We start from the raw sequence: 26,953 nt of genomic DNA, 5'->3' as shown, positions 1-26,953 counted from the left end.
GAGGCGCCTGATGCCTATAATAGAAGAAAGATATACTATTGCAAGGGGGAGTCCAAGTGAAAGATCTTGACTTGGAAGAATTTCAGAATACTGTCACAAATTGTTTAGTCAGACATAAAAGTATCATAGATGTGCTTGCAAAAATTGATGAAACTTCTGCAAGGGTTAACCGTGCCATATCCAAGTCAGTTACCAGCTGCGGTTGTATACAGATAAACGCAAAAAAGCAGCAGATCCCCGCTGACATAAGTCTTTGCGAATTGGCTTCATATATGGAAACTCATCTCGACGGGAAGCTTTGCGAAAACTGCAGAGAAGTAATCGAACAGGAAATAGGAAACCATCTTTTTTATATCGCTGCACTTTGTAATCTTTTAGACCTTAGCCTCAAAGATATTCTGTATGAGGAAAATGAAAAGTTATCAACATTAGGTATATACAATCTATCCTAAAAAGCCGACTGAGTTTGCTCGGCTTTTTATTTTCATTCCAATCCTGCCTCTACAGCCTCTCGTATATTTTTTACTCCATCAACTTTTATTTCTGCGATATTTGATATCTCAGCAGCGTTTTCACTGGGAATTATGGCTCTTGAAAATCCAAGTTTTGCTGCTTCTTTTATGCGTTTTTCCATATGATTTACCGCTCTTACTTCTCCTGCAAGACCTACTTCGCCTATTATCACTGTATTTTCTGCCACGGGACGATTTTTGAAGCTGGAAGCTATGGCAAGAACTATTGCCAAATCCGCTCCCGGTTCATTTATTTTAATGCCGCCGGCTACATTTACAAATATGTCTTGCTGTGCCAGTATAAATCCCAGCTTCTTTTCTAAAACGGCAGTCAGGAGAACTGCTCGATTATAATCTATTCCTGAGGTCTGACGCCTTGGAAGGGTAAATCCTGATTTAGATACAAGGGCCTGAACTTCAACTAAAAGAGGCCTGGTTCCTTCTAAAATACATACGACAGCGGATCCGGGTGTGCCGTTTGGCTTGCCTGAAAGCAAATACTTTGAAGGACTGTCCACCTCGGCAAGCCCCTTGTCCCTCATTTCAAAGATACCTATTTCATTTGTGGAACCGAAGCGATTCTTAACTGCTCTAAGCAACCTATAGGAATAATATCGCTCGCCTTCAAAATAGAGCACACAGTCTACCATATGCTCAAGGAGTTTCGGACCCGCAAGGCTTCCTTCTTTAGTAACATGTCCTACAATAAATATGGCTGAACCCGTTTCCTTTGCAAGCCTTAGACATTTTACGGTAGCCTCTCTTATTTGACTTACGCTTCCCGGCCCTGAGGAAATCTGAGGAAAGTATACCGTTTGAATTGAATCGATAATCGCTATATCAGGTTTTATCTCGCTAATGACAGCCTCAATCTCATCCATATTATTTTCAGCCATTATATACATAGTGCCATTTTTAATTCCAAGTCTGTCAGCTCGAAGTTTTATTTGTTTTTCTGATTCTTCGCCTGATATATATAAAACTTTTCTGTTTTTACTTAAATTTCCGCAGATCTGCAGCATGAGAGTGGATTTTCCGATTCCCGGATCCCCGCCTACTAAAATGAGGCTTCCCGGAACAATCCCGCCACCAAGCACTCGGTCCAGCTCGCCTATAGATGTCAGTATCCTTTCTTCCTCAGAATAAACAATATCATTTAGACTTACTGGCTGCTTGTAAGTTCTATGGGTGCTGCCGGCAGGAGATACTATCATCTCTTCTACAATACTGTTCCAGCTGTTGCATTCCGGACACTTTCCCATCCATTTAGGTAAAACAGCACCGCACTGCTGACAAATAAAGCGCTTTTTCTCCTTCAAACTTCTCCCTCCAGCTTCTATTCAAGTAAAACAGAAGGCAGCTGAAGACTTTTATCCTGTCTTTGCTGCCTTCTGCATTAGGATTTTTTTAAGTTTTAGCTAAGCGGTGTAAAAACTTCTTTCCTTTTAAATACATAATCACCGTTTTCGTCTACATCTATCGACACTACATCGCCTTCGGAGATATTGCCTTTTAGCAGTTCTTCTGAAAGCCTGTCTTCTATCCTCTTTTGAATTACTCGGCGAAGGGGTCTTGCGCCATACATCGGATCATAACCTTCTTTTGCCAGCATATCTTTTGCTCTGTCCGTAACTTCAATAGAAATTTGTTTTTCACCAAGTCTCTTATTAAGTTCGTCTATCATCAGCGTTACTATTTCTCTTATATGTTCCTCGCTTAGCGGATGGAAAACTATAATCTCGTCAATTCGGTTTAAAAATTCCGGCTTGAATGTCTTTCTAAGTTCTTCTAGGACCATGCTCTTCATATCTTCATAGTTTTTGCTTTCTTCCTGTGCCGGTCCAAAACCTAGGGTCTTCGGTTTTTGGATTAGGTTTGCGCCAACATTTGAAGTCATGATCAGGATTGTATTTCTGAAGTCCACAGTTCTACCTTTAGAATCAGTAAGCCTTCCATCTTCCAAAATCTGTAGTAGGATGTTAAAGACATCGGGATGGGCCTTTTCTATTTCATCAAATAGTATTACAGAATATGGTCTGCGGCGAACTTTTTCGGTTAATTCTCCGCCTTCTTCATAACCTACATATCCCGGAGGAGCTCCAACAATTCTTGAGACCGCAAATTTTTCCATATACTCGGACATATCAAGCCTGATTAGCGCATCTTCATCGCCAAACATCGCATCAGCTAAGGCTCTGGCAAGTTCTGTCTTTCCAACACCGGTAGGACCTAAGAATATAAATGAACCTATGGGTCTTGACGGATCTTTAAGTCCTGCATATGCCCTTCTGATAGCTTTTGCAACAGCTTTCACCGCTTCATCCTGTCCTATAACTCTATTGTGTAAAACTTCTTCAAGTTTTAAGAGACGTTCTGACTCCTCTTCGGTAAGCCGGTTTACGGGAATTCCAGTCCACATTCCTACGATATTTGCAATATCTTCAGCTGTAACTGTGGAATTTTCGAAGTTGTAGTCTTTTTGCCACAGTTCTTTTAGCTTCTCTATCTTCTGCTTTATTTCCTGTTCTTTATCTCTTAAGGCAGCAGCTTTCTCAAATTCCTGAGCTCTTATAGCAGCATCTTTCTCTTTGCGAATACCTTCTAATTCTTCTTCAAGCTCGCGAAGCTCCGGCGGCGCCGTCAATGTTTTTAAGCGAACTCTTGAGGCTGCCTCATCAATTAAATCAATGGCCTTATCAGGCAAAAACCTATCGGTAATATATCTATGCGACAGCTTCGCTGCAGCTTCGATAGCCTCATCAGAGATTTTTACGCGATGATGCGCCTCATATCTGTCTCTGAGCCCTTTTAATATTTCAATAGTTTCCTCCACAGTGGGTTCTTCAATCATTATAGGCTGGAACCTGCGCTCTAAAGCCGGATCCTTTTCTATATACTTGCGATATTCGTCAATTGTAGTAGCCCCTATTGTCTGGATTTCCCCTCTGGCTAGAGCCGGCTTTAATATATTAGATGCATCGATAGCGCCTTCTGCGGCACCGGCTCCTATAATTGTATGCATTTCGTCAATGAATAGGATAACATTGCCTGCTTGTTTTATCTCTGCCATTATTTTTTTCAAGCGCTCTTCAAACTCTCCGCGGAACTTAGTACCTGCTACAAGAGATGCCATGTCCAGACTTACCACTCGTTTATCCTTTAAAATCTCCGGGACATCTTGCTCAATAATCTTCTGGGCAAGCCCTTCCACCACCGCCGTTTTCCCCACACCAGGCTCTCCAATAAGGCATGGGTTGTTTTTGGTACGGCGGGTTAAAACCTGAATAACTCGTTCAATTTCTTTCTCTCGTCCCACTACTGGATCTAATTTGCCCTCAGAAGCTAATTCTGTCAAGTCTCTGCCAAATTGATTCAGTGTAGGCGTACTGGAGGATTTCCTAAAATTAGTCTGCCCTTTTGCATCCATCAAGAGACTCAATACCTCCTCTCGTGCTTTATCAAGGCTTACGCCTAAATTAGTCAGCACTTGGGCCGCGACTCCTTCGCCTTCGCGAATAAGTCCAAGTAAGATATGCTCAGTGCCTACATAATTATGGCCTAATCTTCTTGATTCATCTATAGCAAGCTCCATTACTCTTTTTGCCCTTGGTGTATAGCCGATGGGTCCCTGCACTGCAAAGGGTCCTACGCCTATCATCATTTCAACTTGATTCCTGACTTTATCCGCATCAACGCCAAGGTTTTTAAGAGCGCGAGCTGCGATTCCTTCATCTTCTCTCAAAAGCCCCAGTAAAAGGTGTTCGGTACCTACCACATTATGGTTAAGTCGCCTTGCCTCTTCTTGGGCATGTGCTATTACTTTTTGTGCTCGTTCGGTAAACCTTCCGTTCATATTCTCACCTCATTTTTTTATTTTTTGTCGTATAAAGTTCGCCCTGTATAGGTCTCGCTCAATCGGTGACATTTCATTGTTTGAAACTCCCTGAATATAGGCGGGCCCCGTCATAATAAATAAACTGTTTAAAATAACTGGATCTACATCTTCTATAATGCCTAAATCTACACCTAATTTCACATCGGATATATAGCTTAATGCCTCGCTGGATGATATAATTTTTGCATTTGTGAGTATCCCATATGATCGAAGTATTTTATCTTCCAGGCGTATCCTTGCCTCTCCGGAAAGACTCTTTCTTATCTTGCGTTCGCTCATTAATATCTGCCGAGCTACACCCATTACATTTTGAATTATATCAGCTTCTGATTTTCCCAGGGTTATTTGGTTAGATATTTGATATAAGTTGCCATTAGCTTGTGAACCTTCTCCATAAATTCCGCGAACAACAAGTCCGACTTGGGCTATTGTGGCAAATATCTGTCCCATTTGATTCATCATCGTAAGCACAGGAAGGTGCATCATTACTGAAGCTCGCATGCCCGTTCCAACATTGGTCGGACATGCTGTAAGATACCCTATCTTCTCATCAAATGCAAAATCCAGCTTTGATTCCAAGAGATCGTCTATTTTGTCGATTTCTTGGAATGCTTCATCTAACTGAAGGCCCGGCATCATCACCTGCATTCTCAAATGGTCTTCTTCATTTATCATAATACTTATTGTCTCGTCCTGATTGACAGCTACTGCGCCATCTGCTGCATATGCTAAGTCGGGACTTATTAAGTGCAGCTCAGAAAGCAATATCTTCTGCTCATCTGAAAGATCGGCCATCTTATATAACTCAATTTCAGCTCCCATATTCGGGTCTGATCTTAAAATTTCGTATACGTCATTTATAATAGCCTCTGCTGCTTCATCTGATAGAAGATGAGGAAAAGGCACATCGCTTATATTGCGTGCCAGCCTAATCCTGCTGCTTACTATTATGTCGCTTTCCGGGCCTGGCGAGCTTATCCATTTGATTCTTGAAGGATCCATCAGTTGTTCTATGCCCATCGCTCTCATCTCCTATTCGTTTTTCGGATTCTCTTCCTTTGTTTCTCTTATTTCTTCCAACTGCTTTATTTTATCTCTTATTACCGCAGCACGTTCATATTCTTCTGCATTAACCGCTTCCTGCAGCTCGGCTTTAAGACGATCTATTTCATGCTTAATTCTAAGCTGTCCTCCGGTTCTTCTTGGAACCTTGCCTACATGATAAGTTTTGCCGTGTATTCTGCGAAGAAGCGGATTTATCTGCTCTTTGAAAGTGGTATAACATTTGCTGCATCCAAACCTTCCTGTCTGGATAAAATCATCAAAGGTAAGGCCACAACCCTCGCATTTAACACCTGTAGATATATTATCAAACTGCTCTCCTACCGGTTCAAAAAAACTCGAAAGCAGTTTACCCATCGAAAAATCAGCATCTCCAAAATCGCCTATTCCAAATATGCTAAAGCCCATAGGAAATCCTAAGTGCTTTTGTTTTGCGCATACTTCGCATAGATGCATTTGAACTTTCTCGTTATTTACTATCTTTGTAATATGAATCGTCGCCGGTCTTACATGGCATTCTTCACACATCATTGCTTTTTGCCTCCTTTTCTAGCTTGAAAATCCATTATAACTGCGATTATCGCTTTCATAAGTTTTGCTCTAATTAAATCACGGTCTGAAGGTTCTGCCGGCAGATTATATTCATTCATTACCGCCCGCAATATTTCTTTCTCCCGTTCCGTTATCACATTCTCCTCCCACAGCCTGTTTACAATATCTTTTGCGTCAGAGGCAGAAAGGGAATCGCCGATAAAATCCAGTATGTCTCTTAAACATTCATTTTCACACATCTTAAGTTTTTTTATTCTTATATACCCTCCGCCGCCTCTGCGGCTTTCCACGAAATATCCGCGCTCTAGCGTAAAGCGCGTTGTCAATACATAGTTTATCTGGGATGGGGCGCATTGAAACTGATTTGCCATTTCGTTTCTTTGTATTTCTAAGATTCCTTCCGGGATATTATCAAACATTTCTTTAATGAAGTCTTCGATTATATCTGACAAATTCGCCATAATATCCCCCTTTCCCGCGGATAGTTTTGCCGCTTGATAATTGACTTTCTCTGACCTTTGATTATATTATATTGCAACTAGTGAAAATATGCAAGTACTATCTGATTAAATGTAAATATGCAGTAAGATTCTTCGCTGCGCTCAGAATTACAGCAGAATTAAAAACGTGATTAAAAAATGCAGGAGAAGGTTCGTGTCCCTTCTCCTGCATATTAAGCCAAATAACTATTCTTTGTTATTTTTCTGGCTTTGGGCCTCTGCTATTATTTTCTCTGCGATCTGAGCAGGAACTTCTTCATAATGGCTAAAGGTTGCAGTAAAATGCCCTCTTCCCTGGGTCATTGACCGCAAATCCGTAGCATAGCGAAGTATTTCAGACATAGGCACTTGAGCTTTGATATGCTGCATTCCATCTTTTTGCTCCATACCTAAAACTCTGCCCCGCCGCTTATTCAAATCCCCTATAATATCGCCCATATAGCTTTCCGGCACTACAACAGTTAAGTCCATGATAGGCTCTAACAGAACAGGTTTCGCCTGAAGGGCCCCTTTCTTAAAGGCCATCGAAGCCGCTATTTTAAAAGCCATTTCAGATGAATCTACAGGGTGAAAGGATCCATCATACAAAATTGCCTTTATTCCTATCATCGGATAACCTGCAACTACGCCTTCTTTTAGTGCTTCGCGGATACCCTTTTCAACTGCTGGGATATATTGTTTCGGAACAGCGCCGCCAAAAATTTTATCTTCAAATTGAAATTCTTCGTTTAAGTCAGTAGGCTGTAACTCAATCCAAACATGGCCGTACTGGCCTCGGCCGCCGCTTTGCTTTTTATGTTTGCCTTCAACTTTTACGCTTTCGCGAATCGTCTCGCGATAAGGGATTTTAGGAAGTTCTAAAACTACTTCGGAACCAAACTTATTGGCAAGTCTTGCCGCTAAAACCTCTAAGTGTATTTCTCCCATTCCTGATACAAGAAGCTGACCTGTTTCCGGATCTTTTGTAACTTCAAAAGTCTTATCTTCTTCCATAAGTCTTGCAAGGCCTGATGATATCTTGTCTTCATCTCCAGATGATTTGGGCTGTGCCGCAAGTGTAAGCACGGGTTTTGGAAATTCTATGGGCTTTAGCAAAACAGGGTGATCCTTGTCTGCAAGGGTATCATTTGTTGTAGTATACTGCAATTTTGCCACTGCGGCTATGTCGCCGGCTACTACTTCAGACGTATTTTCTTGTTTTTTACCTTTTAATATATAAATTTGCCCGAACTTTTCAGTTTGATTTTGGGTAACATTGTATACCACGCTGTCAGATTTTATGCTGCCTGAAAATACCTTAAACAAGGTTAGTTTTCCTACATATGGATCTGCCATAGTCTTGAACACAAGCGCTGAGAATGGTTCGGACGTGCTGCACTTTATGGTGATTTCTTCATTTGTGCCCGGTTTTACTCCTTTTTCTGCCGGTCTTTCTTCCGGAGATGCGGCATATTTGCAAATCATATCCAGTAGTAAATCGATTCCTTTGTTTGTAAGGGACGAGCCGCAAAGCACCGGGTATATGAGACCTGATACTATACCTTTATGTAAGCCTTTTTGGATTTCTTCTTCAGTCAGTTCTTCTCCCTCGAGGTATTTTGCCAAAATCTCATCATCTGTTTCAGCAATGGCTTCAAGCAGTGCTGTTCTGTTTTCTTCAACAGCATCATTTAAATCCTCTGGAATTGGGCACTCTTTCAGTTTTTTGTCATCAAAGGCAAATGCTTTTTGAGATATTATATCAACTATACCGCTGAAATTTGCTTCCGAGCCAATGGGAAGCTGCACTAGAACTGCTTTTGGGCCAAAAAATTCTTTTATTTGGTCGGCAACTTTATAAAAATTGGCATTTTCCCGATCCATCTTATTTATAAAGAATATGCGCGGAAGATTTTCCTTTTCTGCATATTCAAATACTTGCTCAGTTCCAACTTCAACGCCAGATACGGCGCAAACAGCTATAACTGCATTCTCAACTACTCTAAGGGCACTTTTAACCTCGCCTACAAAGTCAAAGTATCCGGGGGTGTCGACAATATTTATTTTTGTGCCTTTCCATTCACAGGGAGCAATCGCATTATTTATGGAAATTTTCCGTTTAATTTCCTCCGGATCATAATCACATACCGTAGTACCTTCATCGATTCTCCCTAATCGATCGATTGCGCCTGAGTTATACAGCATTGCTTCAGCTAAAGATGTCTTTCCGGAGCCGCTATGACCAATCAGGCCTATGTTCCTTATCATGTCGCTTTTGTAGCTTTTCAACCGTATCTCCTCCTCTTAGTAAATAGTGAAATAGTTAATTGCTGAAAATATAAACATTGTTTAATTGTATAATTCTATTTTGATAATTTAATTCCTGCTTGTGCTTTTACAAAAATGTCTGCTAATAAAAATAATATCATAGTCCGGCATCTTGAGCAATGCAAAAGTTATATTTATATAGTCAAACAGGACCGATACTTGTCGATCCTGTCATATAAATAATTCCCGGATTTTATATTTGTGAGTAATTGGGAGCCTCCTTTGTTATATAAACATCATGGGGATGGCTCTCTTTTAGTCCGGATTCCGTTATTCTGATAAACTTTGCTTTCTTAAGTTCCTCTATATTCTTTGCACCGCAATACCCCATACCTGCCCTAAGCCCTCCAAGTAATTGATATACTGTCTCAGAAAGAGGTCCTTTATAAGGCACGCGGCCTTCAATACCTTCAGGCACCAACTTTTTCATATGTTCCTGGAAGTATCTATCTTTGCTGCCATGCTCCATAGCCCCTATAGAACCCATGCCCCGGTATACTTTAAAGCTTCGACCACTGTATATTTCAATTTCTCCCGGGCTTTCTTCTGTTCCCGCAAAAAGGCTTCCCAGCATTACGCTGTCTGCCCCTGCAGCTATTGCTTTTACTATGTCTCCTGAGTATTTTATACCACCATCAGCTATGATGGGGATGCCATATTTTGCAGCTTCCTGTGAACAGTCATAAATTGCAGTAACCTGAGGCACTCCTATGCCTGCTACTACTCGTGTCGTGCAAATAGAGCCGGGTCCCATTCCCACCTTTACCGCATCAGCTCCTGCGTTTATAAGGTCTCTTGTGGCTTCGGGTGTTGCGACATTGCCTGCTATAAGTTGAAGGTCGGGATACATCTTTTTAATTTCATACACTGCATCTAGAACACCCTTTGAATGGCCGTGTGCAGTATCAACTACTATAACATCTACTTTAGCTTCCACAAGAGCTTTTAGTCGTTCTTTCATGTCGTCTGTTACCCCGACGGCTGCTCCAACTAAAAGTCTTCCTGTCTTATCTTTTGCAGAATTTGGATATTTAATTGCTTTTTCTATATCTTTTATAGTGATAAGCCCTTTTAGATTATAGTTTTCATCTACTAAAGGAAGCTTTTCTATCTTATGTTTTTTAAGAATCTGCATGGCTTCTTCAAGAGTAGTGCCTACCGGTGCTGTAACAAGGTTTTCTTTTGTCATTACTTCGCTTATTTTCTTCGTCGGATCATCTTCAAACCTTAGATCTCTATTTGTAAGGATGCCAACAAGTTTTGTGCCTTCTGTTATGGGAACGCCTGATATTTTATATCGCTCCATGAGTTCTAAGGCGTCTCCTATGACATTGTCCGGCGATAAATAGAAAGGATCAACGATAACACCATGTTCAGACCTTTTAACCTTGTCTACTTCCGTTGCCTGCATCTCAATCGACATATTTTTATGGATTATTCCGATGCCGCCCTCCCGCGCTATTGCGATAGCGAGTCTGGCTTCGGTTACCGTGTCCATTCCGGCACTTATGATAGGTATATTTAGTTTTATTTTATTTGTAAGCCTTGTAGAAATGTCTACTTCTCTTGGCAATATCTCAGACTTGGCAGGTATTACCAAAACATCGTCAAAGCTTAAGCCCTCTTTGGAAAATTTATCCAAAAAATCGCCCCCAACAATATTTACTTCATTATTGTATTGTCTCAAAGTTTATCAAAGTTTAATATCACTGTCAACGGGGAAATGTATACAAAATAAAGTATGTAAAATTTATAATGCCGCCTTTTCCATGAGAATGAAAATTGATATCAAAAATAAAAATAATTTTGAAAAAAGAGGAATTTAATTATTTTTGTCGAATATATATATTTATTTTATAAAACAAGTCAGTTTACAGGGGTTGATAAAAACTTATTGCGGAAAGAATTATCATAATTTTATGTAAAAAATTTATTTTTATTTCTTGCAAATTACCAAGTAGTTAAACTTGCAAATGAGTGATCCGCAAAAAGTTTATACAATTCCTCCCTTAATTTTAAGCACTTTTTCTAAATTGCCGAAAATAACTAATTTAGCTATATGCCTTTCTTATTTTATTCTATTTAAGTATCCTTACATAAAAATAAAGTTTTTTGCGAAACTAGCTGCTCATCTTTGATGATAAGCAAAACAATTTATAATATTTTTTGTTATTCTTTTTATTGCATTTGCTATATAATAAAAAGTAAAATGCCTTTATAAACTTTCAGAATGTATTAATAAAATACCATAAAATTTTGTAAAGTTAACTAGGAGGGATTATTTTGTCTACAGTTCAGGGCGCATCGGAAAGAGCTAATGAAGACGCTATACTTTCTGTAAGAAACCTTGTAACACATTTTTTTGTAAGAGATGGGGAAATAAGCGCTGTTGAAGGCATAAGCCTCCATGTAAAAAGGGGCGAAACCGTGGCTATAGTTGGTGAATCCGGCTGTGGTAAGTCAGTTGCTGCCCTTTCCATGCTTCGACTAATTCCTTCACCGCCGGGAAAGATACTGGCAGGGAGTGTTTTTTTCGAGGGTAAGGACATACTAAAGATGAGTTCTACCCAGCTTAGAAATATTAGAGGCAAAGGAATCGCATTAATACTTCAGGAGCCTATGTCTTCACTTAATCCTTCTTGGACAATAGGGCGCCAAATTATGGAGGCGGTGGAATTAAATCAGGGTTTAAAAGGAAAAGAGGCACGAGAAAAAGCCCTTGAAATGCTAAGACTTGTAAGAATCCCTGCGCCTGAAAGTAGAATGGAAAACTATCCTCACGAGCTTTCCGGAGGTATGAAACAGCGTGTCATGATAGCTATAGCCTTAGCATGTAGGCCAAAAGTCCTTATAGCAGATGAGCCTACAACCTCTTTAGATGTTACAATACAAGCTCAAATACTCGAATTGATAAAACAGTTAAAGACAGAAATTGGCATGACACTTGTCCTGATAACTCATGACCTTGGCGTTGTCGCAGAGATGGCTGACAGAGTTTCTATAATGTATGCGGGCCAAATAATGGAAAATGCTGATGTTTTTAGTATATTCCATAGCCCTGCGCATCCGTATACTAAAGGTATTGTAAATACTGTAATGGATTTAAAGAACAAAAACAAAAGACTGGAGGTGATACCAGGAGATCCGCCCAGCCTCTTGAATCCCCCGCCGGGATGTAGGTTTGCTCCAAGATGTGAATATGTCCAAGACATATGTCGTACCACTACACCCGAATACAAGGAAGTAATTGAAAATTCAGGTCGTTGGGTAAAGTGCCACTTTCCGTTGTTGTAAAGATATAAAGTGAGAAATTTCAAGGTAAAAAATAACATAATTTGATAAGGGGGAACTGTAAGTATGAGAAAGGGATTACAATTTTTGCTTATTTTATCACTTGTTGTAACTTTAATAGCAGGATGTGGAGGCTCAAGTTCTCAGCCCACCCAGCAGTCCGGAAAAGAAGGCACAACTTCCACGGCCACAAAAGATACTATCATAATAGCTCTTCAAGGCGAACCGTCGACTTTAGATCCTCAGTTTGCTGATGACGGTAATATGAGAGCAGTTACTGACAATGTTTTTGAACGATTGTTAGAGCTTGACGGCAAGACTCTTGAACCAATAAACGGCCTTGCTACAGATATAAAGAGTATAGATGATGTTACATGGCAGCTTACTCTCAGAGAAGGAGTAAAATTCCACAATGGGGATCCTTTTACGGCAGAAGATGCTGTATTCTCTATAAAAAGAGTAACGGATCCTGCCTATAAGTCACAAATCGCAGGCAATTTCAACACAATAAAAGATGCAAAAGTTATTGACGACAAAACCATACAGATTGTAACAGACGGGCCTGACCCGATACTTCCAAAGCGTCTTACAAGATTAGATATAGTTGATAAAAAGTATATAGAAAGCAATCCGGATAAAGTAGCAACAGAGCCTATAGGCACAGGACCATACAAGGTAACCAAATGGAACAGAGGTGTTGATATAACCATCGAGCGAAATGAGGATTATTGGGGTAATAAGCCTCAAATAAAAGGTGCAACATATAGATTTATTCAAGAAAGTTCTACAAGACTTTCAGCTTTAAAAGCAGGAGAAATCGACTTAGCTGTAAACATGCTGCCTGAGTACGTGTCCGAACTACCAGCTTATAAGACTTCGGACGGTATTGAATTTACTTTTATTCGGTTCAACACTTTGAGGGGACCGATGAAAAGCAAGCTTATGAGGCAAGCCGCCTGTTATGCTGTAGATAAGAAAGCCCTTGCAGACAGCCTTTATCTAGGTTATGCAAACGTGGCACAGGGACAACTGGCAAAACCCGGCTATTTTGGCTACAATGACGAAATTAAAGCCTATCCGTATGATCCTGAAAAGGCCAAAGCACTGCTTAAAGAGGCAGGTTATAATGGCGAGGTTATAGAGCTTGTATCTGAGCGCGGCAGATGGCTTAAAGATGGAGAACTAACTGAAGCTGTTGCAGGCATGCTTACCGATGCAGGATTTAACATCAAGCTTACCTTTTTAAGCTGGCAGGAATGGCTAGACACATTATTTAATTTAGACAAGGCTCCGGATATGATGTTTAGTTCAAATGGAAATGAGCTCTTTGATATGGACAGATTTTATCAGGCTTTAATCAAGACCGGCGGACCTCAGTCTGCTTACTCAAATCCTGAGGTCGACAAAATGATTGATGCTGCAAGAAGCGAAATGGATACCGAAAAGCGACTTCAGCTATATAAAGATCTTGCAAAAATCGTATATGAAGATCCATTCGGGCTGCCTCTTTTAAACTTAAAGGATATCTATGGCATGTCACCGAATCTTGAATGGGAGCCTAGACAGGACTCCAGAATTACCGTATTTGAGATGAAGTTGAAATAGAGATTTATAGGGAGGGCCTAAAAGCCTTCCCTGCCATTTATTTTTGGAGGTTAGGCTAATGAAAAGATACATTATAGTGCGCCTTCTGTATACAATTGTAGTAATTTTAGGTGTTTCAATACTAGTTTTTGTTGTAACCCACATGGTAGGCAATCCGGTAAATACAATGCTGCCGCTTCAAGCAACTGAAGCTGAAAGAGCCGCTCTACGTCATCAGCTTGGCCTTGACAAGCCTCTTTTTGAACAATTGACCACATTCTTAGGCAGTATGGTAAAACTGGATTTTGGAATATCCTGGTGGCAGCAAATACCGGCTTTAGGAATTGTGATAAATAAAATGCCTGCTACTTTTATGCTCGTGAGCGCAGCAATGATTCTATCAATTGTGGTTGCAATTCCATTGGGAATTTTAGCCGCTTATAAGCCCGGAACTTTTTTAGACAGATTTCTCACTTCCGCTTCACTTATCGGATTGTGTCTGCCTCCGTTTTGGCTTGGCCTTATGCTTGTTCTATTTTTCGCAGTAAGATTGGGTTGGTTTTTTACATCGGGCTATGGTACATTGCGTCATTTGATTCTTCCCACCATTACTCTTGCAGTAGTGCCTATGGGGCACCTGGCACAAATAGTTAGATTTTCCATGGCAGAGCAATTGAACGCTCAATATGCCATAACTGCTAGAGCTAAGGGAGCAAGCGAAACTGCTGTGCTTTTCGGTCACGCATTGAAAAACGCTGCAACCTCTATTGTTACAATGGGCGGATCGGATTTTGGAAGACTCCTTGCCGGCGAAACCGCTGCCGTTGAGGTGGTTTTTGGCTGGCCTGGTTTTGGTACCCTTATTGTAGATACAATAGGCAGGCAGGATTTTCCTCTTTTGCAGGCTGAAGTATTCTTTGTAGCAGTCGTAATTTGTTTGATTAACTTAATTGTGGATATATCATATGCCTATTTAGATCCAAGAATAAAATATTAGGGAGGGCTGCAAATGTCTAATAATACACAGCAAGGAATTGATGAGAAAAATAGCAAATCCGAAGTCAAGAAGAATGCATTCCAAAGATTTTTGCAGCACTTTTCGGGAAACACCTTAGCACTGGTTGCTTTTATATTACTCGTTTTAATTATTGCTATTAGCATATTTGCACCCTTTATAGCACCTTATAACCCGGCCAAGGGCAATATAGTCAACAGGCTTAAGCCTCCTACCTTGGAAAGGCCTGCAGATGGCAGTTTTCCCCATATTCTCGGAACGGATCAGCAGGGCAGGGATGTACTATCTAGGCTTATATACGGTGGTAGGGTTTCTATGAGTGTTGGTTTTACGGTAGTTGCTATTGGCGGCACTATAGGAACATTGTTGGGTCTTATTGCAGGATATTTCGGTGGTTGGACAGATTTAATAATAATGCGTATCGTTGACGTGGCATCGTCATTTCCCGGACTTCTTATCGCCTTAACTTTCGTTATGGTATTAGGGCCCGGTCAGGCAAACTTAACAATAGCTTTGCTTTTAGTAGGGTGGATGATATATGCCAGAATGGCGCGAAGTCAAGTTTTGACCGCTCGCGAATCTACTATGGTTGAAGCTTCAAGGGCTATAGGTTGCAGTATGCCGCGCATCTTATTTAATCATATTCTCCCTAATGTAATTTCTCCATTGATAACCACTTTTGTTCTTGAAATGGCCCACATGATAAGCGCTGAAGCTAATATGAGTTTCCTCGGTTACGGAATTCAGCCTCCGGCTTCATCTTGGGGCTTGATGATTGGCGAAGGGCGGCAATATATAACCAGTGCTTGGTGGATAGTGGTATTCCCGGGCTTAATAATCGCTCTTACTGTTTTGTGCTTAAATTTAGTAGGCAACTGGGTCAGAGAAGAATTTGATCCTCTGCAAAAAGGCCGCCATTGAGGAGGGGTATGGATTGACTGAGAATAATGATAATATCATTGAAGTAAAAAATTTAGTAAAATACTTTCCGCTGCGAGGCGGCTTATTGGGGCAGCCCACTTCTTGGGTCCATGCCGTAGATGATGTAAGTTTTAATATAAAGCGGGGACAAACTTTGGGTCTCGTAGGTGAAAGCGGCTGCGGCAAAACAACAGTAGGCCGGCTTGTTCTTAAACTTATTGAACCTACCAGTGGAGAAGTGATTTTTAACAGTAAAAATATTTATGATGAAAAATTTTGGAAGGAAAAGGAATTCCGCAGGAATGCCCAGATCATTTTTCAGGATGCCTTCAGCTCTTTTGACATAAGAAAAAATGTAGAAAATATAGTCGGTGAACCTCTTTTAGTTCACGGCATAGCTCAGGGTAAGGAGCTTAAAGAAAAGGTCGATGATTTGCTAAAGTTAGTAGGGCTTAAACCGGAGATTGCTAAAGAATATCCTCACACCCTATCAAGCGGCCAAAAGCAATGTGTCGGTATAGCTCGTTCTTTAGCGCTTAATCCGACTTTCGTTGTGGCTGATGAGCCTATTTCTGCTTTAGATGTATCAGTTAGAGCTCAAATCTTAAATCTGCTAAAAGATCTTCAAAAAAAATTAAATTTGACTTATTTATTTATCTCTCATGATATTCGAGTTGTCTACTATCTTTCTGACTATATTGCGGTCATGTATGTGGGTAAATTGGTGGAAACAGGGCCGGCAGAAGAGGTTTTTGCACACAGGCTCCACCCATATACAGAGGCTCTTCTAACTGCGGTGCCTATTGAAGATCCAAAAATGAGAGCCCCTAAAGAAATCCTTCAAGGTGAGGTGCCTTCGCCGGTTGATCCGCCGCCAGGCTGCAGGTTCTATCCCAGATGTAAATACGCTATTGCAAAATGTAAAGATGAAAATCCTGAACTTATCGAAAAATCACCAGGGCATTTTGTTTCATGCTTTGTAGATTTTCATGGTTCAAAAACAATTATATAAACGGCAATGCTATCATTGCATCAGCAGGTAAATATTTGTTATAATAAAAAAGACCTTTACCCTCTTTTACTTCTTACCGGGAAAAGGCCTTTAGCTTTAAAACAACCTTAATATCGCATACAACATAGGAGGAACCTTATGGACTTCAAACTTTTTTTGATGGCTTTTGGCATGCTGTTTTTGGCAGAGATGGGAGACAAGACACAGCTTGCCGTATTTACTTTGGTAACCCAATATAAAAAACCGCTTCCAATTTTTCTCGGCGCGTCTCTTGCGCTGGTTTTGGTAACTCTTATAGGCGCCTTGTTTGGCGAGGCAGTCTCACGTTATGTGCCCTCTGCATATCTTAAACTTGCAGCCGGTATTCTTTTCGTTGGTATAGGCCTCTTTGTTCTAATTGAGGCAGTTCCTGAATTTTTGCATCACTGATGGGCGACAAATTTTGATTTTAACCTTGAAATTGGGGCAAAAACTCTTTGTTTTGACGAAGAATATCATCTAAAATCTTTTTTGCAGCATCAGCAGATGGCACAAGGGGATGAATAGTTAATGCTTGAAGGGCTGTATAGTAATCACCTTTAATGCCTGCTTCGACGGTAAGCTGCTCATAGGCTTTTACCGCCTGCATCAATCCCCTTATCTTTGCTGGCACATGACCTATTGTAAGAGGTGATGCTCCATTTTTGCCTATAATACAATTTGTTTCAATCGCCACATCTTCAGGCAAATCTAGAATAGTTCCGTTATTTCTAACATTGACTGTCTGTATGTCCTTTTTATTATTTGCTATAGAATCTATAAGGTTGCAAGCGGCATAGGAATAAAGAGCGCCGCCTCGCTTTTCAAGTTCCGGTGGTTTTATATCAAGACTAGGATTTTTATAAAGTTTAAAGAGCTCCTTCTCTATATTTTTTACTACCTCGCCTCGGGTGCCCTCGCTTGAGGCTTCTTTTATTTCCTCTTCCAACATTTTATCAGACATGTAATAATAGCGATGATAAGGGCAGGGAAGCATGCCTAGAGACTTAATCAAATCTTTATCCCATATCAAATCCGGTATATTTTTCATGGTAAAATTTTTGCCGGTTATAAGTATATCAAGTAATTTTTCTGTTACATCTTCGCCATCTAAATAAATTTTTTGCCCCCATACGAGATGGTTTAATCCGGCAAACTCTATATAAACTCTTTCCATTTCAACTTCGAACACTTGAGCAACATAATTTATCATATTTACGGGCACATTGCAAAGGCCTACGGCCTTAACTTTTGTATGATTTAAGACCGTTTCTGTAATTATTCCGGAAGGATTAGTAAAATTTATGAGCCAAGCAGAGGGTGCAAGTCTTTGGATATCTTTACAGATATTCATTATAACAGGAATGGTCCTAAGTGCTTTGGCAAAACCACCGGGGCCTGTGGTTTCTTGTCCGATGACTCCATATTTTAGAGGTATTTTTTCATCTCTTATACGGGCGTCAAGACCCCCGACTCTAAACTGCGATACTACAAAATCTGCACCCGAAATTGCTTCCTCTTGATTCAGCGTCAGATGAATATTTATATCAAGCCCTGCTTTTTTTACCATCCTCTCTGCAAGAGCCCCAACTATTTCCAGTTTTTCTTTTCCCTGTTCTATGTCTTCCAAGTAAATATCACTTACAGGAAGTTCCGGGGCTTTCTTTATAAAGCCGTCGATGAGTTCAGGGGTATAGCTTGAACCTCCACCGATAACTGCTATTTTGTATTTTTTAGTCAATTTGTCAAGCCTCCTCTTATTTATTTAAGTTTTAGTTTGAACTTCTGCCATGGCTGAATGTAGTCTAATAAAAATACCTCTTCAGGCGCAATTTTTGCAACCACATTTATTTTTCCGCTGTTTTCCATGTCTTTTAATGCTATTTGAAGTTCTCCTGCATATCTTTTGTATTCTGAGCTTGGGATTAAAATATCCCCCTTCTTTATTTGTTTAACGGGATTGAAAACCTTAAAAACATTGTCTTTATACTTTATTCTGCTTAATGTAGACCTTATAAGGTATTCAGAAATATCTCCCCTGTTAAAATGGGGCTCCTCTAAAACAATCTTCTTTTCAATGTCGGATATGCCTTCTTCAAGTTCTACATTTAGAGACAATATATTTTTATCAAGAGACCCTAATGCTCTTAATTCATCTTCTGATGCATAGCAATCTCCTATTATCACTGTATCAATAAGCCCTGTATTAAATAGATCTTTTGCTTGTGTTTCAATAGGAAGATTACGGTGTTCTTCTAAAGTACAAAGCCCGTCGCTGTCCGGCCAAGGACCAAATGTCGCGCTGCTATGTGATGTAACAAAGGCAGCCGTAGGTATATTATAATATTTAAAGGCTGCTGAACACTTTTCGAAATGCTTTCTTGAAATGCCGGTATATCTTAACGGATAAAAATTGTGGCAGCCCATGAGGTTTTCCAAATTAGGCTTATATTCCATAATACTTTCCATATATTTTACACCGGAGCTCATATTTATTTCTATTTTAAGATTGTAAGGATTATATGTCATAAGGCTTTCCTCAAAGCCGCCGGAACCTGTGTCAAATCGAATTCCATAAAGACCAAGATTATAAAAAAACTCAATATCTTCAAAGGATACTCCTAAATTTTTGAGCACCTCGGGATTTATATCGGCTATAACTTCCATTTTGTTGCTTTTGGCATACAAACAAACTCTTTTAAATCGTTCAAGCAGTGCTTTATCGTTTTCTACAGAGATAAGATTTGTAAATATCCTGGTAAATCCATACTTAAAAGCCTTATCTATATATCTGCAATCTTCCTCTTCGCTGCTCTTTGCAGGATATACCGAAATCCCCAATTCTCTCATTTAATCACCTTTTTCTTTTAAGCTTCTAAGTTCTTTATAGACCTTAATAAACTCTTTGGCCAATGTATTTATCGTAATTGCATTCATTAAATGGTCCTGGGCGTGTACCAGTAATATGGAGATAGAAAAATTCTCTCCGCCGGCTTCTCTGTGCAATAAAGAAGTTTGGATTTTATGTGCCATTATAAGCTTTTCATCAGCTTCTTCGAAGCACTCCTCCGCCTTTTCAAATTCATTGGATCTTGCGTATTCTATGGCTTCTATAGAAAGACTTGTGGCCTCTCCGCTGCATGTTATTAAATTAAGTATATCTTGTTCTAAATCCATAAGATAATCTCTCCTTACAAAATTTGTTTATAAAGGTGAAAGCAGCGAATTTATTCGCTGCCTCACCCGGCTGCAATTATTTGCTTGAATCCTTGCTATCTGTCTCTGTAGTTTTTTGTCTATCCAATAATATTACAAAAGGTATATATATTAGGGTTGCAATAACAAGATTAATTATAGCAAGTATCATTGCTCCCACGCTTCCACCTGTTGCAAGAAAAGCTCCTATCCCAACCGGTGATGTCCATGGAATCGCAACATATGTCGGCGGAACAAGGCCTATAGCCGTAGCTAAATATGCAATGAGTGTAAGTATCGGTTCAATTATTATAAACGGTATAAATAATATCGGATTTAGCACTATAGGTAGTCCAAAAATAATTGGTTCATTAATTTGGAATATTCCCGCAGGTAGTGCAAGTTTTGCAAGGCTTTTTAAATCCTGTCTTTTTCTTGCCACAAGTAATATAGCAATAATTAATCCCAAGGTTGCGCCAGAACCTCCAAGATGAGAATAAGTATCGAAAAACACCCTTGTAATAATGTTTGGAGGAACTGCTCCTTGCTGAATCGCCGCGGCATTTGCCTGCAGTGCCGGCAGATAAATGGCATTCATCACAGGATCTAATAAGTTTGCCCCATGAAGACCAAAAAACCAAAAAAGTGTTATCAGAAAAGTTGCCAGCATAGCCGAACCTACGCTTTGACCTAGATTTTGAAGCGGAGTCTGGATAGTCTTTAGTATAACATCATATAAACTTACCCCGCCCATGGCAGTTATTATTGACGTTAAAATTCCAAAAACATATACTGTAACAATCCCGGGAATTAGCGCTGCAAAAGCCCTTCCTACGGCAGGAGGCACGTCGCCCGGAATAGTTATAACAAGATGAGCTTTCGTAAGTTTTACAAAGATTTCTGTTGCTATAAGGGACACCAAAAGACCTGTAAAAAGTGCAGTGGCGTCAAGATAGTTGATTTTGATAAATCCCCATCCTACCCCCTCCGGCGCTTGAGGAAGTGTGATTATAAAGCTTGCTACTGATATTAAGCCTGCCATCAGTCCATCTTCGTTGTAGCTCTTTGCCAGGTTGTAGCCTATGGAAAACACTATAAGCAAAGTCATTATAGCAAAGGTTCCCCACCAAACTGCGCCATTTATTGGAACTAAAAACGATAAAGCCGGTATCCATACACATAATGTATTATTAAGAAGAACCGCAAAGGAACCTGCAAGTATTAAAGGCATAATACCGGCAAAGCCGTCACGTATAGCTACAAGATGTCTTTGAGATCCTATCTTACCCGCTATCGGCACAAAGTGCTCATCCATCCAATTTATAAAAGCCTCCATAAATAAAATCCCCCTTTATAGATTTTAATTATTCGCCTTCCCCTTTTTTCTCCGCTAACTTAAGCGCTTGTTCTAATACTGCTTCTCCGTTCATTGTTCCATAATCTTTGCTATTTATTACATCTAAAGCAATTTTTTTGCCGGCAAGGGTCTTTTTAAGTTCATTGTATAAATATCTTACTTGTGGTCCTAAAAGTAGTACATCGGTATCGTCATAATGATTTTTTGCTTCTGCTTGGGATGTAGCAACAATTTCCACATCCGTAAGCCCTTTTTTCTGAGCCGCTTCTTGCATTTTTTTTACAAGAAGGCTTGTGGAAGACCCTGAAGAGCATACCAGCATGATCCTTTTCATATTTTCACCTCCTTGCTCTTTTATAAGAGCAATTCTCATGCCAAGGTTTATATGGAGGCTAAAAAATTTCTAACCGTTGGGGGATCTGGGTTTTGCTTAATAAGAAAGTGTGTATTAAAAAATACACACTTTCTGCACCATTACACACTAGTTGAAAATTGTCTGGCTTCCTCTGCATTTTCAAGAAACATCCTGCAAAGATAAGCATATTCGTGAGGACCTATATCAATATTAAAATAATCTTCAAGGGGCTTTAAATGGTTTTCTAGAATAACTAGTTCTTTTTTATGCCTTTTTTCATATTCCTGTAAGTTTTCGAAAATGGCTCTTTTGCCGCCTGATGCCAGTTTTTCAATCAAAAACGCCATATGAAGTATTATACCTATCTTTACTTCTGAAGGAATTAAAAGACCAAGCGCCTTTGAGATGTTTATTACGGATGATTTTGACATTCTGAAACATTCTTCAGCGTTTACCGCCTTTAGATGCTCACACAGTGATTGCTCTATCTTTTTATAGGTTTCGACTTCATCTATAAGACTAAGTAAAAAATCTTTGGCTTTTCCTGTAAGCAAATCCGCGGCAGAAATATACGGAATATCAGGTACTGCAAAATCAAGAGTACCAATTATTGCTATAATGTCAGAGTTTTGCTTGTGTTTTTTAATGCTTTCTTCGAACTCTCCTTTATTAATAAATTCCTCCGGAATTACTTTTATGCTGCTGTTATTTCTTAAATATTCTTCTTCAACAATCTTTTTTAATTCCTTAGCTGCTCCTTGGCCGGTAAAACACGCTGTTATTATAACATTTTCTATGTGTGCTGTGCTTTTTCGAAAACCGCCGGATTCTCTATTATTTATTTTTGATACCGATTCGTATATCTCATCTAAGTCTTTTCCGGTAATTGCTTTATGGCATGCATCTATTACCATTAAAGTGGTTACCATGTCAACTGTTTTTATTTTAATATTTGTTTCCTCGGCTATCATGTTGCCAAAATTTTTTAAAGAACCCATATCTACAAAAAGTAAAACGCCCTTGCCCCTGTCACATTTTATTGCATATTCCTTTATTGTTTTATACATCTTTTCAGGATCCATGGCAAGAGGCATGTCAAGACCTATTACATGCTCTGTTCCCGCTAGGTCGTTTGCTACTTTGGCCATGCTGCTTGCGGTTGTATCGCCGTGCATTGCTACTAAAACCGCAACTTTACCCTCAAGCTCTTCGCTTTGTAAATCTTCATCAGGAACAAAAAACATAGCAAGGTAGCCTATCTCATCCAGAGGTGTTTCAATTTTAAACTTCTGATCAATCAGTTTTGCCGCTTCTACAGCTGCTATGAATTCATCCGGATAGTTTATTCTTATAAAATTAAGGCGTGGATTATATATTTTCCCTCCGACTTTTATTCTATCTATGGTTTTTTGCAAATGCAGAGCCAACCCAAAAAAGATCTTTTCGTCCATGTATCTGTTTAATTTTATCTCAGCCATATTCAGTATTGCTTCAGTTGTATTTATTACTTCTTCACCTACTATTTTAGAAATTTCATCTTTATGGTACTTTTCTGCCATATTTTGGATGTATTTTTTGAAGTGTTTTTCTATCTCGTCATTTAAAATTCTATTTATCTCCTGTTCTTCAATTCCGCTTTTATTTAAAATTTCCAACTTTTCTTCTATGACTTCATAAAAATGCCCCTCGCTGCTGTCCCTTAAAAAGATGGTATGGTAGTCCTTGTCCGGAGAAAAATAAAGCACTTCCTCGTTGCTGCTTATTAGTGTTTCTATTTCATCGCGGAATTTATGCAGATTCATGATGCCTCTTTTCACATGGAGGGGAAGGTCTTCTGAAGAAATGAAAAGATACTCCCTGCTTTGAGATTTGTAATTTAAAAATGCCTTTGCGCAAGCTATCTGTATATCATTTTTAAGCTGACCTATGTTGCCTGCGCAATTATAAAGTAAATATGAAATAAAACAGTTTCTTTCGATGTATATGTCTTTATTTATGCGGGCCGATTCTTCGCTTAAAAAAGCGCATATTAGGCCGCATCTTTCCGCAAGAGTCTTTTCCCGAAGCGGTGGAAGATTTATAGTTACCGGAATTCGTCTTATGAATGTTTTTAGTAAATAAGATTGAGGTTCTTCGGTGGTTGCTGCAATTAGGCGTGCTTTTGAAGTGACAACTTTCTCGGTTTCTCCAAGGGGCCTAAAGCAGCCTTTATCCATGTATATGAACAGAAGCTCCTGCCCTTGAGGAGGCAGACGATGTATTTCATCTAAAAAAATTATACCGCCGTCAGCCTGTTTTAAAAGACCTGTTTTATCTTCTGCCGCTCCGGTATAGGCACCTTTTTTAACTCCAAAAAGCTGAGCTATTAAAAGCTGGGGATTATCGGCATAGTCAGCGCAATTAAAACTTATAAAGGGAGCATCAGAGGACAGTAAATTAGATTCTACGGCAAAACCATATATTGCTTCTGCAAATATAGACTTACCTGCTCCCGTCTCTCCAAGTATAAGTATTGGCAAGCCGTCAGTAGGGTAAGATATGGCCGCTTTTGCTAGCTGAATGGCAGCTTTTAGACTCATATCTGCTCCTATGAGTCTATCAAGAGAAATTAATGCTTTTGCAGTTTCTTTCGAGTTTCTCTTTTTTTCTTTAACTTTGTAGAGTACAGGCCTGCCTTTTATTTTTTCAATTTTACCGGCTTTATATAGTTCGTTTAAGTATCTGCTTACATTGGTTCTGTCTATTCCAATTTTTAAGGCAATATCCGCCGCACAAACTCCGCTCTCTTTGTCTTCTGTTAATTGGACAAGAATATCATACACTTCGTCAATTTTTTTCATAAGACCACCCTGCTTATTTTTTAGCACCTTCTAGTGTTTATATTATTATGTAAAGTCAGAAATGTAAAGCCGGAAAGATTTTTCACTGCGCTCAAAACGACAAATGCTTATACAAAGATCTAACTTGTCAGAGGCGGCTATATACCCGATTTGTAGAGCAGAAAGGACTATAAGGAAATAGCAAACGGGATAGTAAAAACCTGCTTTCTAAAGATCTAAGCGATGTATTTTGCTTGTGAAGATAAAAAAGAAAAGAGGGAGATATTTTCCCTCTTTAACTGCATTTTGAATAACCGCAGCTGCGGCAGACTACACATCCGCCTTCGTGCTCTAATTTATGACCGCATTCCGGACATAAGGCTCCATTTGAATTATTTTTGCCGGGATTCGGTTTTTTCTTATTAGCCTTTTCTAACTCCTCATTATTGATATCCACATAGCGTTTAATATCGGCTTCGTTTACATCGCTGTTGCCATTTACTACTATAGTCTTTCCCATGCTTCTTTCAAGAGCGCGGCCGATAGCATCAGGACATGACAGCACTTTTATATCTTTATTTGTTGCCATTTGTCGCAGTGTGGAGTGACAGCGAATGCCCTTTAGCTGTTCAACTATAGCTTTTACATCTATCCCTGCCCTGAGAGCCAAGGATATCAGACGGCTAGTAGCTTCTGATTGGGACGGGCATCCTCCTGCCCTGCCTAAATTTGTAAATACCTCACATATTCCGTTTTCATCTGAATTTACTGTTATATAAAGGTTTCCGCAACCTATTTTTACTTTTTCCGTGCTGCCATAAGTAACATTGGGCCTTGGCCTGGGCTTTATTTTATCATCCATATTTGCCTCTTCTTGGCTTTCAGTCGTTTCTTCCTTAACTTTCTTTTCAATCTTTGCGCCTTTATTTAGAACTTGTTCTTCCCTGCTTCTATCTCTATAGATTGTAACACCCTTGCAGTCTAATTCATAAGCTAGTAAATACACCTTTTTAACATCTTCACGCGTTGCATTCTGTGGAAAGTTTACGGTTTTTGACACAGCATTATCAGTGTATTTTTGAAATGCCGCCTGCATTTTTACATGCCACTCAGGCGAAATATCATGAGCTGTAACAAAAACTCTCTTTATATCTTCAGGGACTTCCTCTATGCCCTGCAGCGTGCCTCGTTCTAAGATTTTTTCCATTAATTCCTCACTGTAAAGCCCACGCTCTTTTAGAACTTGCTCCAGCATCGGATGGATTTCTACTAATCTTTGATTGTCTAATACGTGCCTCTCAAAGGCTAAGGCAAATACAGGCTCTATGCCGCTGGAAACTCCTGCTATTATACTTATTGTCCCTGTTGGAGCTATTGTGGTCGTTGTGGCATTCCTTAATTTTACGCCCTTTTCCTTATAAATGCTCTTATCCCAATTCGGAAATACCCCTCGTTCTTTAGCAAGCTCGCAGGATGCGTTTTTGGATTCTTTGTCAATAAAGCTCATTATCTCTTCAGCAATCTTTAGAGCCTCATCCGAATTATAAGGGATACCTAAGGCTATGAGCATATCAGCAAATCCCATAACTCCAAGGCCGATTTTTCTATTAGAAAGAGTCATCTCTTCAATTTCTTTTAGAGGATAGACGTTTACATCAATCACATCATCTAAAAATCTCACTGCTTTATGAACTGTATCCTTTAAGTCCTCATAATCAATTTCGATTTTTTCGCCTGACTTTTTCACAAATTTAACTAGATTTATCGAGCCCAAATTGCAGCTTTCAAAAGGCAAAAGGGGCTGCTCCCCGCAAGGATTGGTGCTTTCAATTTCCCCGACTTCCGGTGTGGGATTGTATTTGTTCATTCTGTCAATAAATATAATACCGGGCTCACCATTCTTCCAAGCCATATCCACTATTAAGTCAAACACTTCTCTTGCTTTAAGCTTGCCTGCAACTTTTTTTGTGTGAGGATCGACCAAATCATAAGTTTCATCATTTTTTAGTGCTTCCATAAACTTATCCGTTATAGCTACACTTATGTTAAAGTTAGTAATTTCTTTATCGTCTTCCTTGCAGCGGATAAAGTCCAAAATATCAGGGTGATCTACGCGAAGTATGCCCATGTTGGCACCCCGGCGCGTGTTATGGCTTATAAAACCGGCTGCAATATAAGTATTATTATCAGGTACTGAAAGGTCCAGCGTAAACGCTTCATCGTCCTCAACAGTTTCAACCCTATCATAAAACTGATTATTTTCCAGGAACCATTTGAGCTGGCTTTCAGCAACTTCCGGATATTTCTCAGCCAAGTAACTTAACCTGCTGCGATTTAGATTCCTCGGTGCCGCCACATTAGGCAAATAGTGCTGTATATCTCTATAAAGCTCTCGGTTGGCACCTAGAGCCATCCTTCCAGGACCGCATCCCTTACCCGGGCCGTCGTAAATTTTGGCAAAGACTTGCTGTTGATTGGGTATAATATCATTAAATTCCAAAGCTCTATTATCAATCACTTCCAAGCGATCATTTTTTGCCGTAGAAATAAATCCTATC

The 26,953-nt window shown here is 39.6% G+C and carries 21 protein-coding genes; 7 read left to right on the top strand and 14 right to left on the bottom strand.

Annotation, left to right across the window (positions count from 1 at the left end; genetic code table 11):
* Positions 1-56 precede the first annotated feature (56 nt).
* Positions 57-452, top strand: a complete 396-nt coding sequence (locus BUE08_RS08065; RefSeq protein WP_059032977.1) for a nucleoside triphosphate pyrophosphohydrolase family protein — start codon at positions 57-59, stop codon at positions 450-452.
* Between the two features lie 32 nt (positions 453-484).
* Here the strand turns inward: BUE08_RS08065 and radA are convergent, their stop codons facing one another.
* The 7 genes from radA to guaB form a co-directional block, all read right to left on the bottom strand.
* Complete coding sequence (radA, locus tag BUE08_RS08060; RefSeq protein ID WP_286680703.1) at positions 485-1,831, bottom strand: DNA repair protein RadA; 1,347 nt, start codon at positions 1,829-1,831, stop codon at positions 485-487.
* Positions 1,832-1,926: 95 nt separating this feature from the next.
* Complete coding sequence (locus BUE08_RS08055; protein ID WP_213997336.1) at positions 1,927-4,365, bottom strand: ATP-dependent Clp protease ATP-binding subunit; 2,439 nt, start codon at positions 4,363-4,365, stop codon at positions 1,927-1,929.
* Positions 4,366-4,374: 9 nt separating this feature from the next.
* Positions 4,375-5,427, bottom strand: coding sequence for a protein arginine kinase (locus tag BUE08_RS08050; protein ID WP_213951773.1), 1,053 nt, complete (start codon positions 5,425-5,427; stop codon positions 4,375-4,377).
* Between the two features lie 12 nt (positions 5,428-5,439).
* Positions 5,440-6,000: a UvrB/UvrC motif-containing protein gene (locus BUE08_RS08045; protein ID WP_213997335.1), complete on the bottom strand. Its 561-nt coding sequence runs from the start codon at positions 5,998-6,000 to the stop codon at positions 5,440-5,442.
* Positions 5,997-6,482, bottom strand: a complete 486-nt coding sequence (locus BUE08_RS08040; protein ID WP_059032982.1) for a CtsR family transcriptional regulator — start codon at positions 6,480-6,482, stop codon at positions 5,997-5,999. The genes BUE08_RS08045 and BUE08_RS08040 overlap by 4 nt, the downstream gene beginning before the upstream one ends.
* A 225-nt stretch (positions 6,483-6,707) precedes the next feature.
* Positions 6,708-8,789, bottom strand: coding sequence for an elongation factor G (gene fusA, locus BUE08_RS08035; protein WP_059032983.1), 2,082 nt, complete (start codon positions 8,787-8,789; stop codon positions 6,708-6,710).
* A gap of 232 nt (positions 8,790-9,021) precedes the next feature.
* Positions 9,022-10,470 (bottom strand): IMP dehydrogenase, encoded by a 1,449-nt coding sequence (gene guaB, locus BUE08_RS08030; protein ID WP_059032984.1) that lies wholly within the window; start codon positions 10,468-10,470, stop codon positions 9,022-9,024.
* Positions 10,471-11,111: 641 nt separating this feature from the next.
* Here guaB and BUE08_RS08025 point away from each other — a divergent pair.
* The 6 genes from BUE08_RS08025 (at position 11,112) to BUE08_RS08000 (ending at position 17,080) form a co-directional block, all read left to right on the top strand.
* Entirely contained in the window at positions 11,112-12,122 is a 1,011-nt protein-coding gene (locus BUE08_RS08025; protein ID WP_286680702.1) for an ABC transporter ATP-binding protein, read from the top strand.
* 63 nt (positions 12,123-12,185) lie between these two features.
* Entirely contained in the window at positions 12,186-13,724 is a 1,539-nt protein-coding gene (locus BUE08_RS08020; RefSeq protein WP_213997331.1) for an ABC transporter substrate-binding protein, read from the top strand.
* Positions 13,725-13,782: 58 nt separating this feature from the next.
* Entirely contained in the window at positions 13,783-14,700 is a 918-nt protein-coding gene (locus BUE08_RS08015) for an ABC transporter permease (RefSeq protein ID WP_059032987.1), read from the top strand.
* A gap of 12 nt (positions 14,701-14,712) precedes the next feature.
* A complete protein-coding gene (locus BUE08_RS08010) occupies positions 14,713-15,639 on the top strand; it encodes an ABC transporter permease (protein ID WP_286680701.1) in 927 nt (308 codons plus the stop codon).
* A 13-nt stretch (positions 15,640-15,652) separates the two neighbouring features.
* Entirely contained in the window at positions 15,653-16,651 is a 999-nt protein-coding gene (locus tag BUE08_RS08005) for an ABC transporter ATP-binding protein (protein WP_286680700.1), read from the top strand.
* A 138-nt stretch (positions 16,652-16,789) separates the two neighbouring features.
* Positions 16,790-17,080, top strand: coding sequence for a TMEM165/GDT1 family protein (locus BUE08_RS08000; protein WP_059032990.1), 291 nt, complete (start codon positions 16,790-16,792; stop codon positions 17,078-17,080).
* A 19-nt stretch (positions 17,081-17,099) separates the two neighbouring features.
* On the opposite strand, the gene BUE08_RS07995 is transcribed toward BUE08_RS08000, so the two are convergent.
* The 7 genes from BUE08_RS07995 to BUE08_RS07965 form a co-directional block, all read right to left on the bottom strand.
* Positions 17,100-18,410, bottom strand: a complete 1,311-nt coding sequence (locus BUE08_RS07995) for a 6-phospho-beta-glucosidase (protein ID WP_286680699.1) — start codon at positions 18,408-18,410, stop codon at positions 17,100-17,102.
* A 20-nt stretch (positions 18,411-18,430) separates the two neighbouring features.
* Positions 18,431-19,519 carry a DUF871 domain-containing protein gene (locus BUE08_RS07990; protein WP_286680698.1) on the bottom strand — a complete coding sequence of 363 codons (1,089 nt, stop codon included), beginning with the start codon at positions 19,517-19,519 and terminating at the stop codon, positions 18,431-18,433.
* Entirely contained in the window at positions 19,520-19,846 is a 327-nt protein-coding gene (locus tag BUE08_RS07985) for a PTS sugar transporter subunit IIA (RefSeq protein WP_059032993.1), read from the bottom strand. It abuts the gene before it with no gap.
* Between the two features lie 76 nt (positions 19,847-19,922).
* A complete protein-coding gene (locus BUE08_RS07980) occupies positions 19,923-21,200 on the bottom strand; it encodes a PTS sugar transporter subunit IIC (protein WP_059032994.1) in 1,278 nt (425 codons plus the stop codon).
* A gap of 28 nt (positions 21,201-21,228) precedes the next feature.
* A complete protein-coding gene (locus BUE08_RS07975; protein WP_059032995.1) occupies positions 21,229-21,555 on the bottom strand; it encodes a PTS sugar transporter subunit IIB in 327 nt (108 codons plus the stop codon).
* A 140-nt stretch (positions 21,556-21,695) separates the two neighbouring features.
* Positions 21,696-24,416 (bottom strand): sigma-54-dependent transcriptional regulator, encoded by a 2,721-nt coding sequence (locus tag BUE08_RS07970; protein ID WP_286680697.1) that lies wholly within the window; start codon positions 24,414-24,416, stop codon positions 21,696-21,698.
* Between the two features lie 274 nt (positions 24,417-24,690).
* Complete coding sequence (locus BUE08_RS07965) at positions 24,691-26,952, bottom strand: adenosylcobalamin-dependent ribonucleoside-diphosphate reductase (protein WP_502689437.1); 2,262 nt, start codon at positions 26,950-26,952, stop codon at positions 24,691-24,693.
* Position 26,953 lies beyond the last annotated feature (1 nt).

The organism is Tepidanaerobacter sp. EBM-49, from assembly GCF_001896645.1.
Classification (GTDB): domain Bacteria; phylum Bacillota; class Thermosediminibacteria; order Thermosediminibacterales; family Tepidanaerobacteraceae; genus Tepidanaerobacter; species Tepidanaerobacter syntrophicus.
This window is presented reverse-complemented; position numbering and strand designations above follow the sequence as displayed.